Raw genomic sequence first — 14,430 nt, forward strand, 5'->3', positions numbered from 1 at the left:
TAGATCATTTTCCCGGCAGGTTCGCCTGGGACAGATACGCAGCGGCGCGGCGCAGGACCTCGTTCTCCTGCTCGAGCAGTCGGATCCGTTTGCGGGCCTCGCGCAACTCGGCGTTCTCCGCCGCGCTTGTTCCGGGCCTGCGCCCGTCCTCGACGTCTGCGGCCTTGAGCCAGTTGTGCAGGCAGGACTCGCTGATCCCGAAGTCCTTCGCGATCTGCCGCAGCTCCTGGCCGGGCTCACGGCTGCGGGCGACGCGAACGACGTCGTCGCGGAACTCTTTGGGGTGGGGTTTCGGCACAGTGCACATCCTTCCAGCGGCACCTCTCGGCACCACAGTTCAGATGTCACCTACTCGTGCAGCAGACCCGGGTCGTACACCACTCTGCGGGACACCACTTGCAATGCCGACGTAGAGGAGCCGATCGGCGGCAACCCGCGGATCGGGTGCTGCGCTGAAATGCTGTCAAGGGACACGAGGATCTGCCCAGTGGCGGTCATGAGAACTGCCCGGTGATGGCCACGAGAACTGCCCGGTGATGGCCGTGGGATCTGCCCTGGGCCGACCATCACCGGTCGCTCTTGGGTCAGGTCAGCGGCTGGACTCCTTTCCCGGCGAGGGCTTTGGCTCAGGCGCACGCTGTCGCCGGTGGTCTGGCAGACGTGGGCGTGGTGTAGCAGCCGGTCGACCGTGGCTGTGGCCAGGGTCTTGGGCATGAGCTCATCGAACGCGGCGGGGTGCAGGTTGGACGAGAGCGCGACCGAGCGTTTCTCATACGCGGCGTCGACGAGGCGGTAGAGGCCCTCGGCGGCGTCCTGGGCCACGGGCAGCAGGCCGACGTCGTCAACGACCACGAGCTCGGCGCGCAGCACTCGGGCGATGGCCTTGGACACGCTGTCATCGGCGCGGTGACGGCTGACCAGGACCCCGAGTTGTTCCAGGGTGAACCAGGCCACCTTGAGTCCCTGTTCCACGGCGAGCTGGCCGAGGGCTTCGAGCAGGAACGTCTTGCCGGTGCCCGAGGGCCCGCAGATCACCAGGTTCTCCCGCCGGTGAATCCACTCCAGGGTCCGCAACGCCTGCTGGGTCGGGGCCGGGACGGAGCTGGCCGCGGGTTGCCAGGCCGCGAAGGTCTTCCCGGTCGGGAACGCCGCTGCGGCGCGGCGGGTCGCCAACGCCGAGCGGGCCCGACCGGCGGCCTCCTCGACCAGCAGCGCCCGCAGCACCTCGGCCGGGTCCCAGCGTTGGGCCTTGGCGGTGGCCAGGACCTCGGGGGCGTGGCGGCGGATGTGGGGCAGGCGCAGGGTGCGCAGTAGTGCTTCCAGGTCATCGGGCAGCGGGGGTGCCGTGGGCACCCCGGCGGCCGGGCTCAGTTGCGTGCCCCGCCCGATGCCGGCCGCCTTGCCGGTCGCGCTCACCTTGGTGGCCGCGGTCACTGGGTCACCTCGATGTCCAGCTCGGTGATGCCCAGCTCGGCGATGCCCACGCGGTCAGGTCCAGATTCACCGTGGGCGCCTGGGCCGCAGGGGCCGGGCAGGGCCGACCAGGGGGCGGTGCCCTGGGACAGGCTGCGGTCCTCGCCGGCCTGATGGACACCCCCGCCGCTGGTGCGGGCGCGGTGGGCCAGGATCGAGGCCAGGTCGGTCTCGGCGAAGCGGGCGTTGACTGCGGCGTGGCCCAGGGCCCAGTCCACCGCGACCGGATCGCCGAGCTTGGCCAGCGCGACCGCGGCGGCCATCTTGACCCGCATCCGGCCCGCGCCGGCGCCGGCGGCCTCGGTCAACCACAGCCGGGCACCGTCGCCGAGGGCGAGGAATTCCACCTCTGCATGGGTTCTGGGCCTCGGGCCACGTTGCAGCGCCCCGGCAGGGGCCGGCGGGAAGTGCGCGTCATCGATCTTCGGGCTGCCCGGACTCGCGCGGTGGTGGCGGGCCACCTCGACCGGCCCGCCCGCCCCGACGTGGACGATGACGATCTGCTCGTCGGCGCCTTGGCCGTGGACCCGCACCCACACCGCTTGGCCGAGCAGGGTGTGCGGGACGGAGTATTGCGCGCCGTCCAAGGACACCATCGGGGTCCGCGCGGCGACCATGCGGGTCACCCCGAACGCGACCGTGTGCGCCGTGGCCGGCAGCGGGTGCAGCCGGCCCTGTTCGTGGGCGAGCATCTCCACCGGCGCCCGGCGGGTGACCCGATGCACCCGCGCGTTCACCGTGTCGCAGAACACCTCACACGCGCTCTCCAGTTCGGCGAAGGAACCGTAGGTCTCCAACAGGTTCGTCTCGGTGGGGACCAGGTCGGCCTTGGCCAACTTGACCGTGTTCTCACTGCCACCCTTGGACGCCGGGTCGGCCGGCTCGCAGGTGTGCACCGTGACCGAATAGTGCGCGGCGAAGCCGACGGGCTGCGGGTTGCGCACCGCCATCCCAGCGATGTGAGCCACCGTCACGGTCTTCTCGTTGTCGGTCAACACATACGTCGGCGCGCCACCGAGGCGCCGCAGCGTGACATCCAGGGCGGCGAACACGCTCGGGGCGGTGCGATCCCGCAAGGCCAGCACGACCCGGAACCTCGACCACGCCAACCAGGCGCAGAACAACACCGTCTTGCGCCCGGCGATGACCGGGCCATCGCCGAAGTCGTACTGCAGCCACATGCCCGGCTCGGTCACCCAAGGGCGGTGCACCCGGGCCCGGCCGAGGTTGAACACGGCCTTGGCCTCGTGCACCGCTCGGCGGGTGGTGCGTTCTGAACCCCGGTAGCCCAGGGCGAGGAGCTTCTCGTGGGCCTTGTCCGCGCGGATCTTCCCGCGCGAGTGCACCACCCACTCCTCGACCTTGGGCAGGTACTCATCGATGAGCTGCGGACGAACCGCGGCCCGGTCCAGACGGCCGCCGGCTTCCCGCGCGGCGACGTAGCGCGCCACGGTGTGATGCGAACACCCCGCCAACTCAGCGGCATCCCGCAACGACCCGGTCAGATCGAACGCTTCCAGAATTTCCATGATCTCCCCTGCACACTTCACGGTGTCCCTTCTCGGGTGGGCGGCGCTTCAGCACCGTCACCGCACCCGAGAAGGGGCCTCAGCCGCGGGACGCGGCGAGGCAGATGAACTCGTGTCGGGCAGATCCCATGACCGTCAGCGGGCAGTTCTCATGGCCGCCAGCGGGCAGTTTCGTGGCCGTCTCCGGGCAGCTTCTCGTGGCCGCTGTCAAAATGCCATCCGTAGATGCCGGCCCCTGTCGGCACCGGGCATGGGGTGTGCAGCACCTCGGCGCGGCTCCACAACTGCGGCGGCGCCGACAGCTCGTCGAGGACCCGGCTGATGTCAGCTGCCTCCGAGCGCATCTCCCCAGTCTGTCCGATGGCGCGCCGCATTCGAGCTCAGCACAGCCAGCGTTGACTACGGTCTGCTCGTGATCCTGCGCTGCACGGCCAGGCTGTTCACCCTGCTGCGGGTCGCCCGCCGCCGGATCGACTAGCACCCCGCCTCCCCCGAGGACTGGCACGCCAACCTGCTCTGGATAGACGGGCGCAAGTGCCTGCTCATGACCCACGCAGGACCTTGTTTTCGGTGTTCGCGCCAGACGTCCTCGTCGGCGACCTGCGCCCTCTCGGCCCGTTCCTGATCGGCCCAATCCACGCCACCCTGGCTGCCGAGGGTCTGCGAACCGACGCCCTCGGCCACCTCGATCCTGACGATGGCCCTGACCCCGTCCCCCTGGGGCCAACTCAGGTTGACACGGCCATGACGAGCTGCACCTGGCCAAGACCGCCGACCGCGGCGTCCTCGGGTCGATGAACGAAATGGCGTACCGCTGTGAGTGGATCGTGGGCCAAGGCGGCGGCCTCGCGCACCTCGATCTCGACGCACTGCAGCACCACCTGCAGCGCACCCCCAACGGCGCCCGGGGCTACGCCGACCCCGTCGAGCTCGCGCGGGACTGGGCTATGCGAACCGCCGACTGAGCACCGCAACGGAACGGATCCGGTCGCCCGACCGCGGCGAGCGTAAGCCGAGCAATTCGCAGCTCGAGAGGGTGCCCACACATACCCGAGTCGTTCTTGCCGCCTGCCGCGGCGGCGGCGCGGGCACCGAGAGCGCGAGGACGTGTCCGCCCGGGCCCACCGTCGTGTGCGCCCGTCCGTCGGCGTCTCTCGACAGGTCCGCTGCCGAACTGCTACCAAAACGATCAAAAGGGCCAGTTCCGGTAATCCCGAAACCGGTCTCTGACCTGCACTGATGGGGTGGAGCTGAGGGGATTTGAGCCCCTGGCCGCCTCGATGCGAACCCATGAGCAAACCGATCCGGGCCTCCTGATCGATCTCGGGGCGGCGCGAAATTCATTGACCCTGCTGGATGGCCAACAGCCGACCCTCGTGCCCTCCGCCTATCCGACGGCGGCAGCCAGGAAGAGCGTATAGGCGCGCACACTGAGGCGGCCCATCGTCACTGCCTCCCGGGAGTTCACAGCAGCTCGAGGATCGTGGTGTTGGCTTGGCCGCCGCCCTCGCACATCGTCTGCAGGCCGAATCGGATGCCTTTGTCGCGCATGTGATGGACCAGGGTCGTCATCAGTCGCGCGCCGGAGCCGCCCAGGGGATGCCCCAAGGCGATCGCCCCGCCATTCGGGTTGAGCAATTTCTCGTCCACACCGATCTCCCGCGCCCACGCAAGAGGCACCGATGCGAACGCTTCGTTGCACTCGAAGGCACCGATCTCCGACAAGGGAAGTCCGCTCTTGGCCAGGGCCTTGTGGGTCGCGGGGATCGGGCCGGTGAGCATCGGCATCGGTGCCGACCCGGACACGACCGCGGTGTGCACCCGCGCGATCGGCGTGAGCCCCAGGGAGCGCGCGCGCTCCGAGGTCATGATCAGCAGTGCGGCTGAGCCGTCGGAGATCTGCGAGGCGTTGCCGGCGGTGACGACGCCGTCTTCCTTGAAGGGCGTCACCAACGTGGCGAGCTTCTCGATGGTGCCACCGCGCCGGACGCCCTCGTCTTGGCACACCTGGCCCGCCTCGGTGGGGATCGGCACGATCTGGTCGTCGAAGCGCCCCTCGTCGATCGCGCTCGCCGCTTTCTCGTGCGATGCCAGCGCGAACTCGTCAAGCCGCTGCCGGGAAAACCCCCACTCCTCAGCGATCTGCTCCGCACCCAAACCCTGGTTCGGGAAGTCAGCGCCGTAGCGGGCGGCGTACTTCTCGCCGAGCGGGTTGGCCGTGACGGCCGATCCCATGGGGACCCGGGACATCGACTCCACCCCACCCGCGACGGCGATCTCGTACTGACCGCTCACGACGCCGGCCGCTGCGAAGTGCACGGCCTGCTGGGACGACCCACACTGCCGGTCCACGGTCACCCCCGGGACGGACTCGGGGTACCCGGCCGAGAGCAGCGCGGTCCGAGCGATGTCGAAACTCTGCTCCCCGATCTGGCCGACGCAGCCCCAGATGACGTCGTCGACACTCGCGGGGTCCAGGCCGGTGCGCTCCACTAGTGCCTCCAGCACGAAGGCGGACAGGTCCGCCGGGTGGACGGCAGCCAGGCCGCCGTTCCTCTTCCCGACCGGGCTGCGCAGGGCAGCAACAATGACGGCGTCACGCATGTTCGACTCCTCGGGAGTTCTGAATGGGGCAGAAGCGGAGCTGCGCTCAGCCCTGGTGGAGCCCTTGCGAGTCGTGGCAGTAGACGCGGATCTCGGCGATCTGGCCCTCGCGGACCAGCGACTCCTCGGCCAGCACGACGTCCTCGCCGGTGCCGAGGGCCCGCACGCGCAGAATCGCGATCACGCGGTCTCCGTCGGCGATGATGCGCTCGACGACCATCTTGGCCACGTCGAGGTGCTGCATCGCGTCCCCGGCAAAAGCCTGGAAGGCTTCGCGCCCCTTGTAGGTCCCGCCGTAGGGCAGGAACGACGGCTCGGTCACCAAGATGTCCTCGGCGAGGAGGCCGAGGACTGTCGCGAAGTCGCCCTGGCCGACGGCGTCGTACATGCTGACCAGCAACGCACGACTGGCCTCGGTCTCGGATGCGAGCGATGTCATGTGCGATCCCTTCTCCGGTTGGGTTCTCTCGGTCGAACCACCTTGCTGACGACGTGTTGCTTTGCCTGGCCGGCAACTATCCCGACCACCGCACCGACTCGCCCCGTCAAGGACAGGACCATGCGGATCACAGGTCGAGCTCCAACGAGTCCCCGGCCGCACGGGAGACACAAATGAACATCGTGTCCTCGGCGGCCCGGTCGGCCTCGTCGAGAATCTGGTCGCGATGCAGGATCGCTCCGGAGATCACGCGGGTCTCGCAGGTGCCGCAGATGCCCTCGCGGCACATGGAGAGCACGTCCAGACCCTCGTATTCGAGGGCGTCGAGAATGCTCTGGTCTGCGGCCACCCTGATCGTCCGCCCGCTCTGGTGCAGGACGACATCGAACGCCTGGTCGGCATCGGTGGGAACGGCCACCGACCCGGCGGAGAAGCGCTCCACACGCGGCGCGGCCAGGCCCCGGCTCGCGCTGTGCTCCGTCAGGGCGTCGAGCATCGGACCGGGACCGCAGGCGTAGATCTGTGCGTCCGCCGGGATGTCGGCGAGCAGGCCCCCAAAGTCAAGGAGACCGTGCTCGTCCTGGGGACGGAGCAGCACGGCGCTCCCGTGGTCGCTCAGCACGTCGAGGAAGGCCATCGACGTACGCGTGCGCCCGCCGTAGACGAGCCGCCACGGAACTCCGCGTTCCTCCGCGGCGGCGATCATCGGCAAGATCGGGGTGATGCCGATCCCACCCGCGATGAAGACGTAGCTGGGAGCCGGCTTTAGGGCGAAGTGGTTGCGCGGCCCGATGACGTCCAGCTCGTCCGCTTCCGTCACTAGGTCGTGCACGTAGGCGGAGCCGCCGCGGCCTTCGGGTTCGCGCAGCACGGCGACGCGCCAGCTCGCCCGGTCCCCCACATCACCGCACAGGGAGTACTGCCGGATGAGGTCCGGGCGCAGGACCAGGTCGAGATGGGCGCCGGGCGTCCACGCGGGGAGGTCGAGTCCCTGCGGGTCGCGCAGCGTCAGAGCGACCACGCCGTCCGCGAGCGCTTCCTTCGCCACGATCTTCAGCCGGAGACGCGTCGGATCGTCCGCCGGCGCGGTCGACGCAGGCCGAACCGCGTCCACCGTCATCAGATCCCCAACCGGTCGGCGAGCAGCGCCCGGTGGTAATGCGAGTCGCCGAAGAGCAGTTGGCCGGTCTTGGCCCGCTTGAAGTAGAGGTGGGCCGGGTGCTCCCAGGTGAACCCGATCCCGCCGTGGATCTGGATGTTCTTGGCGGCGACGTTGAAGAACGCGTCCGAGCAATAGGCCTTGGCCAGGCTGGCGAGCAGCGCTGCGTCCTCGCCGCCGGAGCCAATCGCCCGCACGGCCTCGTGGGCCACGCTCGTGGCCCCTTCGACCTGCAGGAACATATCGGCGCAGGCATGCTTGATCGCCTGGAATGAGCCGATTGGTCGACCGAACTGGTGACGAATCTTGGCGTAGGTCACGGCTGTCTCGAGCGCCTTCCGCGCACCTCCGACCTGCTCGGCCGCCAAAGCTGCTGCAGCCAGATCGAGGACGATGCGCGTTACCGCCCAGCCCTGACCGTCGATGCCAATCAGCTGGGCTGGCGTCGAGTGCAACTCCAGACGGGCCTGCTTACGGGTGGCGTCCATCGTCTTCAGCGGGGTGCGGGTGAGCCCCGCCGAATCGGCATCGACCGCGAACAGGCTCAAGCCGAGATCGGTGCGCGCGACCAGCAGGAGCAGATCTGCAGTGAGGCCGTCGAGGACGAAGCACTTGTGCCCGTCCAACGCCCACGCACCGTCACTGCAGCGAGCGGCGAGCTGAACACCCTCCGTGTCCCAGCGCCCGGAGTCCTCGGTCACCGCGAACGTCGCCCTCAGGGCACCGGCGGCAATCCGGGGAAGGTACTCCGCCTGGGCCGCGCTGTCATCGGAGAACAACAGCGCACCGCAGCCCAGGACGACCGTCGAGAAGTAGGGGGAGCACAGCAGCGCCCGGCCAGTTTCCTCGAGCACGATGCCGACATCGGACCACGTCGCACCGGCGCCGCCGTGTTCCTCGGGGATGACCAGGCCGAGCAGGCCCATCTGGGCGAGCTGCTTCCAGACCACCTCGTCGTAGCCCCCGTCGGTGTCCATCAGGCGTCGGACCTCGGACTCGGGCGAGCGCTCGTCGCACAGCGCACGCACCGCCTTGCGCAGGTCCTCCTGTTCCTCGGTGAAGACGATCACGGCGTGGCACCAGCCCGCTGGTCGAAGGCTCGTCCCAGGTACCCCGAGGCAATGCGGATCCGCTGCATGTTCGTGGTGCCGCCGGCGATCGCCCATCCGTGTGCGTCCCGGTGCATCCGCTCGAGCTCGTACTCCTTGGAGTACCCGTAACCACCGTGGAGCTGGATGGCGAGATCGGTGACTCGCTTGGCCATCTCGTTGGCAAAGCACTTGGCCACGGAGGCCTCAAGAGCGGACGGGGCACCGTCACCCGCGTGGCTCGCCGCTTGCGCGATGAGCAACCGGGCGGCCGATACCTGCATCACCATGTCTGCCAGCGCCGCCTGCACCATCTGGAACTCGGCGATCTCGCGACCGAACTGTCGGCGCTCGCGGACGTAACGTGCCGATCGATCCAGGGCCGCCTGGGCCAGGGCCAAGGACATCGTGGCGTTGCCGAGGCGCTCGATCGAGAATGCGGTGAACAGCTTGTTGAAGCCGCCTTCGCCCAGGACGATGTCATCGACCGGGACCCGCACGTCGTCGAAGTGAAGGTCCGCGGACCCGATGCCCCGGAAGCCCATCAGCTCCTCCTGCACGCCGAAGCTGAGACCGGGACAGTCGCGCGGGACCAGCACGGCGCCCATCCCCTTGGCCCCGGGCGTGGCGGAGAACCGGACGAAGACCAGGTACCACTCCGCTTGGCCACCACCGGAGCACCACCGCTTGGTGCCGTTGATGACCACCTCGCCGCCCTCGATCCGGGCGGACACGGCGGCGTCGGTCGCCGCCGACCCGGCGTCAGGTTCGGAGATCGCCGCGGCGATCGTCAGCTCTCCGCTGATCACGTCGGGCAGCAGGCGCTTCTGCTGGTGCTCCGTGCCGAATAACTGAAGGACCCGGGCCGGCCCGACCCCGGCCTCAAACACCGTCCACGCCGGGATGAGGCTCACCTTGGCGAACTCCTCGATCACCACGAGGGCGTCCATCAGCGGTCGGCCGTCACCGCCGTACTGCTCGGGCAACGTGAGGCCAAGGAATCCCAGCCGGCCCAGGAGCCTTCGCTCCTCGGCCGGCAGGGTCGTGCGGTTGCTGTCCCATGCGATGGCGTTGGGTGCGAAACGCTCCGCGGCCACCTGGGCCGCCAGCTTCTTGAGCTCGCGCTGTTCCTCAGTCAGTTCGAACATGGACGGCCTCCTCCCGAAGCGTTCGCGCCCTGTGCAGCCGTCAGATGCCGTACAAACATCACGACCGGGTCTGGGAGAAGCGGCGGTGCGGGAACAGCCGGCTGGCGATGGTGTTGCGGAGCAGCGGCGGCGCGCCACCGGCCGCGAGGCTGATCAGCGATTCGCGGTGGATGCGCTGGACGGGGTAGTCCATCGTGACGCCGTCTCCACCGTGCAGCTGAATCGCGTTCAGCGTCAGCTGAGGCAACATGGTCGCCCCGTACAGCTTGGAGATGGTCGACTCCATCCCTTCGGGGAACCGGCCATCTCGTGCCGTCGCGGCCGCTTTGTAGGTCAGCAGCCGGTGCGCCTCGATCTGCACCCACATGTCGGCGAGCATGTGATAGCTCGACTGGAACTCGATGATCTCCCGGCCGAAGGACACCCGCTGCTGCGCGTACTTGGCAGCCTCGTCGTACGCCGCCTCCGCGAAGCCGAGGCTGTAAGCGGAGTTGTGCATCCGCTCCATGTTGAAAGCAGTCATCAGGTCGGCGAATTTCCCGGCTCCCACGACAAGGTTCTCGGCCGGAACGCGACAGTTGTCGAAGTAGAGCTCGCCGTGGGGAATTCCCCGGGAGGCCACGAACTCCGGGCCCCGGTTCATGGTGAAGCCGGGCGTGTCCTTCTCTACGATGATCGCGCCGATGCCTCGAGCCCCCGGCTCGTCGGTCATCCGGGCGAACACGGCATAGAGGTCATTAAAGATGGCGCCGGTGATGAAGCGCTTGCTGCCGTTGAGGACGTAGCTGTCGCCGTCCCGCACCGCGGTCGTCTCCAGGTGAGTGAGGTCCGAGCCGTGGGCCGGCTCCGAAAGCGCCAGGGCGCAGCCCTTCTTCCCGGTGACGATGTCCGGCAGGAACTTCTGTCGCGTCTCCTCCCGCTCGGCCATCAGCACGATCGACGGGCCGGGACCGGAGGTGCAGAACGGCGGCTCTCCGCAGACCCAGCTCTGGGACGCCCGGAACAGGGCCGAGGTGACGATCACGTAGTCGATCACCGTGCCGCCCTTGCCGCCGTACTCCTTCGGCATGGTCAGACCTAGCAGACCGAGGTCGCGGAAACGCTCGTTGAGCTTCTCGTAGGGCGCGTCGTTCTCGGCGTCCCAGACCGCGGCTTCGTCGCGCCACTCCATGCCGGCGTCGGTCGCGCGCGCCCGAAGCTCTTCCTGTTCCGGGGTGAAAGAGAAATCCATGTCCCTGCTCCTGTCTGGCGGCGCGCGATCTAGGGGTTGGCGGGCGCGACGTCGCGATCCCACGTGTTCGGGGTTCGGCCCTCGTCGCGCAACTGGTACTTCAGGACGCGACCGACCGGGTTCTTGGGCAGCTCAGTCCGGAACTCGATGTACCGCGGCAGAGCGAAGCGCGGGATGCGCTCGCTCGACCACTCATAGAGCGTTTGCGGTTCCAGGGTCGCGCCCTCGTGCAGGACAGCGGTGACCTTGACGTCGTCCTCGGTGAGCTCGGAGAAGACGGCGTGCACGGCCGCCTCGCTGATGTCCGGGTGCTGCAGGAAGGTCGACTCCAGTTCGAAGCTGGAGATGTTCTCACCGCGGCGGCGCATGTAGTCCTTCTTGCGGTCGACGAAGTGCAGGAACCGGTCCTCGTCGAACCGCCCGAGGTCGCCGGTGTGGAACCAGAGGTTGCGCAGCTGTGCAAGCGTGGCCTCCGGGCGGTTCCAGTAGCCCTCGAACATCACGTGCGGCTCGAGCGGTCGCAGGACGATCTCGCCCGTCGTACCGACCGGGACCTCGCGGTCCTTCTCGTCGAAGATCCGGACGTCGAGCCATTGGTGCACCCGGCCCGAGGTCCCGGGCTTGACGTCCCGACCACCCTCGACCATCGTCGCCGAGCCGGCCTCGGTGAGGCCGTACTGGTTGAACCCCGCGATCGTTACACCGAACCGTGAGCGCCAGACCTCCTGCAGCTCGGCGGTGAACGGAACGCCGAGCGCGGCGCGGATCTGGCCCTTGCAGCGCAGCATCTCCGGGCTGTCGGGGGCCTGGGCGAGCAGCGGGATCATCGAGGCCATGACGCACGTGACCTGTGCCCCGGTGCGTTCCACCTCGGCCCAGAACGCGCGCACAGAGAACCCGGGGGCCACCGCGACCGACCCGGCGATCTGCACGGTGGACAGCACCAGGGCAGTGGCGCCCAGGTGGAACAGCGGAAGCGGGGTGAACAGAACCTCGTCCGGTTCGCGGTCCGCTGAGGCGACCATGAGCCGGCCCACGTGGAGCAGGTAGTGGTGGCTCATCATGCAGCCCTTGGACGGCCCGGTGGTTCCCGCGGTGTAGAAGAGCCCGGCCAGGTCCGAGCCCTGGACCAACGCCGGATCGACGGTGCGGTCCGCCACAAGCTGATCGGCCAGGGGCGCGAGGGTGTAGGTCGTGTCCCCCGCCGGCTGTGTCAGTTCGTCGCGATGGAGCACGGTGCGCAGCTCAGGCATCCGGCCCTGCACAAGCTCGAACCGAGGCAGGTACTTGGCCTCGGTGATGGCGACGCGGGCTCCCGAGTCGGAGACTTGGTGACTCAAGAATTCCCCGACGTACTCCGTGTTGATCGGAACCCACACCGCGCCGATGCGGTTGATCGCGAACCACGACTTGACGACGTCGGGGCTGTTGTCGAGTTGGGTGATGACCCGGTCGCCGAACCCCACCCCGAGTTCGACCAGCGCTGCCGCCAGACGACCGACCTCGACGTCGAACTCGGCGTAGGTGTACTGCTCGCCACTGAAGTCGAGGAACAACCGGTCGGGCACGGCCCGCACGGCCCGCTCGAGGGCGAGGTTGACCGTGTCATCGGGCTGGAGGTCGACCTTCATCGTTCCACCTTCTTCGACGGCGTGAAGGAAACAGGCAGGTGCTTGATCGGGGGCAGCAGGATGCTGAACGCGAGCGCCCGCTCCGCCGGTCCCGCCTGCCGGATGTCGGGCATACGCTTGACGACGGCGCCGAAGAGCGCCTCCATCTCGAGCGCGGCGAAGTGCAAGCCGGGGCAGACGTGCGGTCCCATCCCGAAGGTGCAGATCGGACCGGGACTGCGGCCCACGTCGAACCGGAATGGCTCGGGGAACACCCGCTCGTCCCGGTTGGCCGAGGGGTCGAAGACGACGACGAACTCACCGGCCTTGACCTGCTGCCCGGCCACCACGGTGTCCTCGGTCGCGAGCCGCTTGAGGTGCTGGGAGACCGCAGTCCAGCGAAGCATCTCCTGCACCGCGGTGGGCATCAGGCCCGGGTCGGCCTTGAGCCGGGCGAACTGGTCGGGGTGGTGGAAGAGAGTGAGCAGGGAGGCGCTCATCGCGTGAACCGTGCTGTCGAGGCCGCCGATGAACAAGATCCACAGGTACATCAGCACCTGCTCATCGCTCAGCGCTTCTCCCTCGGGCTCCGCCGCGAGGATCGCTCCGATGAAGTCTGCTCTCGGATTGGCCCGCCGGTCGTTGACGATCTGGGTGAACAGACCGAGGCCTGCCTGCGAGTACTGCATGAGGGCTTCGGGGGTGTCCGCAAGGTGCAGCGCTTCTTGCACCGGCTGGAGTTGCGCGCACTCGGAGGCGGTCAGTCGCATCAGGGCGCCGGTCGCGGGTACGGGGATCTTCAGGGCGATTTCCGCGAAGTCGCATTCGCCCTTCTCGCAGATCTCGTCGAGGATGTCGTCGACGATCCTGCGTACCTCGTCCTGCCACTCGATCGTTGCCTTCGGCGTGAAGTAGCGCTGGATGATGCGCCGATAGGCCAGGTGCCGCGGCGCGTCCATGACGGAAATCTGGTCACCGAACATTTCGCCGGTCATGTCGAGCAACGGGGTCTCGGCGTTGCTGAAGATCCGGGACTCGGTCTTGGTCACCTGGACGAACTCCGCGTGCCGGGTGGCGACCCAGAAGCCTTGCCCTCGCGTACCTAGCGTCCCCTTCTCGTGCCAGAAGATCGGAGCGGTGTCGCGCAGCACCTTCCAGGTGGCGTGCGGGTCGCCGTCGAGGTAGAGCGTGGGATCGGTGAGATCAACGTCTTCGATGCGCTCGACCGGGGGACGCGTGGGCTCGAACGGAGAGCTGGTGAAGAAGGGCTGGTCCACGACGCGCGGCCCGGGGCCGAAGCTGGTCGTCGCCATCTCGGTGTCCTTCGTTTCGGTGGTTTCGACAGGGCTGATCAGGAACTGGCCGAGCTGACGAGAGATCTCGCGAACGCGGTGCGGTCGGTCACGACCCGGGCTTGGACAACCCGGCCGTCCCGAACGGTCCCGATGCCGGCGGCCGGGAGGCTCGCGTAGGAACCGGGTGGGGCACCGCGACCGCGCGGGCCGCCGAGGTAGCGACCGTGCTGGGTGGCGTGGAAGGCGAACCTGTCGCCGGCGGTGAAGCAGCAACTAAGGGTCAGCCGGTCAAAAGCGAGCTCAGGTCGCTCGGGCGAGATCGCGCCGCCGTCGTCCAGGACCAGATCGTCCGCCTGCCAACCACCGGCCCGTAGCCACTCGAACGCGACCAGCTCGGTGGACGCGTCCGCCGCGACCGGCGTCGTCAACCAGGGGTCGGTTCTCGCGTCGAGCACTACGGGAGCCAGCACGCCTTCACGCACCTGGCGGCGATGGCTAGCCCAGTCCTGCTCGGACCAACAGTGCACGAGGCGGCCCTCGTGAGCAAGGTAGATGAGAATGGCGGGCCAGGCAGCCGTTCGAGGCGCGGTCGTGCGCTTGGTGACCCAGAGCGCGACGGCACCGTCACCCACCACGACGTCGTGGATGACGACGTCGATCGTTGGTTCCTTGGCCAGGTAGTCCCGGACCATGGGGACGTAGGCGCCGTCCCGTCCGGAGATCGTGCCGCCGGCGGAGGTGAACGCGTAGTCGGGGTGCAGGATCTGCCCGAATACCGCAAGGTCCTTGCCCATGATCCCGTCGACGAGGTAGCGCTGCACGAGCGATGTCACTGGCCTCGGCTGAGTTGTCAC

The 14,430-nt window shown here is 68.3% G+C and carries 12 protein-coding genes and 2 pseudogenes; 1 reads left to right on the forward strand and 13 read right to left on the reverse strand.

Annotation, left to right across the window (positions count from 1 at the left end; all coding sequences use genetic code 11):
• Positions 1-25: 25 nt before the first annotated feature.
• The 4 genes and pseudogenes from H0X00_RS00625 to H0X00_RS00640 all read right to left on the reverse strand — a co-directional run.
• Positions 26-298: pseudogene (locus H0X00_RS00625) on the reverse strand (transposase); the annotation flags it as partial.
• A gap of 286 nt (positions 299-584) precedes the next feature.
• A pseudogene (istB, locus tag H0X00_RS00630) lies at positions 585-1,371 on the reverse strand (IS21-like element helper ATPase IstB).
• A gap of 59 nt (positions 1,372-1,430) precedes the next feature.
• Entirely contained in the window at positions 1,431-3,023 is a 1,593-nt protein-coding gene (gene istA / locus H0X00_RS00635) for an IS21 family transposase (RefSeq protein WP_293766538.1), read from the reverse strand.
• A gap of 128 nt (positions 3,024-3,151) precedes the next feature.
• The gene (locus H0X00_RS00640) at positions 3,152-3,346 is read right to left on the reverse strand and encodes a hypothetical protein (RefSeq protein ID WP_293766541.1); all 195 of its coding nucleotides are present in this window, start codon (positions 3,344-3,346) and stop codon (positions 3,152-3,154) included.
• Positions 3,347-3,796: 450 nt separating this feature from the next.
• On the opposite strand from H0X00_RS00640, the gene H0X00_RS00645 reads away from it, so the two are divergent.
• Positions 3,797-3,967 (forward strand): hypothetical protein, encoded by a 171-nt coding sequence (locus tag H0X00_RS00645; RefSeq protein ID WP_293766543.1) that lies wholly within the window; start codon positions 3,797-3,799, stop codon positions 3,965-3,967.
• A 499-nt stretch (positions 3,968-4,466) separates the two neighbouring features.
• On the opposite strand, the gene H0X00_RS00650 is transcribed toward H0X00_RS00645, so the two are convergent.
• The 9 genes from H0X00_RS00650 to H0X00_RS00690 all read right to left on the reverse strand — a co-directional run bounded on the left by H0X00_RS00650 (position 4,467) and on the right by H0X00_RS00690 (position 14,409).
• Positions 4,467-5,606: an acetyl-CoA C-acyltransferase gene (locus H0X00_RS00650; protein WP_293766545.1), complete on the reverse strand. Its 1,140-nt coding sequence runs from the start codon at positions 5,604-5,606 to the stop codon at positions 4,467-4,469.
• A 46-nt stretch (positions 5,607-5,652) separates the two neighbouring features.
• The gene (locus H0X00_RS00655; RefSeq protein WP_293766547.1) at positions 5,653-6,045 is read right to left on the reverse strand and encodes a nuclear transport factor 2 family protein; all 393 of its coding nucleotides are present in this window, start codon (positions 6,043-6,045) and stop codon (positions 5,653-5,655) included.
• Between the two features lie 127 nt (positions 6,046-6,172).
• Positions 6,173-7,165, reverse strand: coding sequence for a PDR/VanB family oxidoreductase (locus H0X00_RS00660; RefSeq protein WP_293766550.1), 993 nt, complete (start codon positions 7,163-7,165; stop codon positions 6,173-6,175).
• On the reverse strand, positions 7,165-8,274 hold the full coding sequence (locus tag H0X00_RS00665; protein ID WP_293766551.1) for an acyl-CoA dehydrogenase family protein: 1,110 nt from the start codon (positions 8,272-8,274) through the stop codon (positions 7,165-7,167). Before H0X00_RS00665 ends, H0X00_RS00660 begins: the two co-directional genes overlap by 1 nt.
• Positions 8,271-9,440 (reverse strand): acyl-CoA dehydrogenase family protein, encoded by a 1,170-nt coding sequence (locus H0X00_RS00670; protein WP_293766552.1) that lies wholly within the window; start codon positions 9,438-9,440, stop codon positions 8,271-8,273. The genes H0X00_RS00665 and H0X00_RS00670 overlap by 4 nt, the downstream gene beginning before the upstream one ends.
• A gap of 58 nt (positions 9,441-9,498) precedes the next feature.
• On the reverse strand, positions 9,499-10,671 hold the full coding sequence (locus H0X00_RS00675; protein WP_293766554.1) for an acyl-CoA dehydrogenase family protein: 1,173 nt from the start codon (positions 10,669-10,671) through the stop codon (positions 9,499-9,501).
• A gap of 29 nt (positions 10,672-10,700) precedes the next feature.
• Positions 10,701-12,302, reverse strand: coding sequence for an AMP-binding protein (locus H0X00_RS00680; RefSeq protein WP_293766555.1), 1,602 nt, complete (start codon positions 12,300-12,302; stop codon positions 10,701-10,703).
• Complete coding sequence (locus H0X00_RS00685) at positions 12,299-13,594, reverse strand: cytochrome P450 (RefSeq protein ID WP_293766557.1); 1,296 nt, start codon at positions 13,592-13,594, stop codon at positions 12,299-12,301. The genes H0X00_RS00680 and H0X00_RS00685 overlap by 4 nt, the downstream gene beginning before the upstream one ends.
• Positions 13,595-13,632: 38 nt before the next feature.
• A complete protein-coding gene (locus H0X00_RS00690) occupies positions 13,633-14,409 on the reverse strand; it encodes a nuclear transport factor 2 family protein (protein WP_293766558.1) in 777 nt (258 codons plus the stop codon).
• Positions 14,410-14,430 lie beyond the last annotated feature (21 nt).

Origin of the sequence: Sporichthya sp., assembly GCF_013815995.1 — a bacterium.
In the GTDB taxonomy this organism is placed as follows: Bacteria; Actinomycetota; Actinomycetes; order Sporichthyales; family Sporichthyaceae; genus Sporichthya.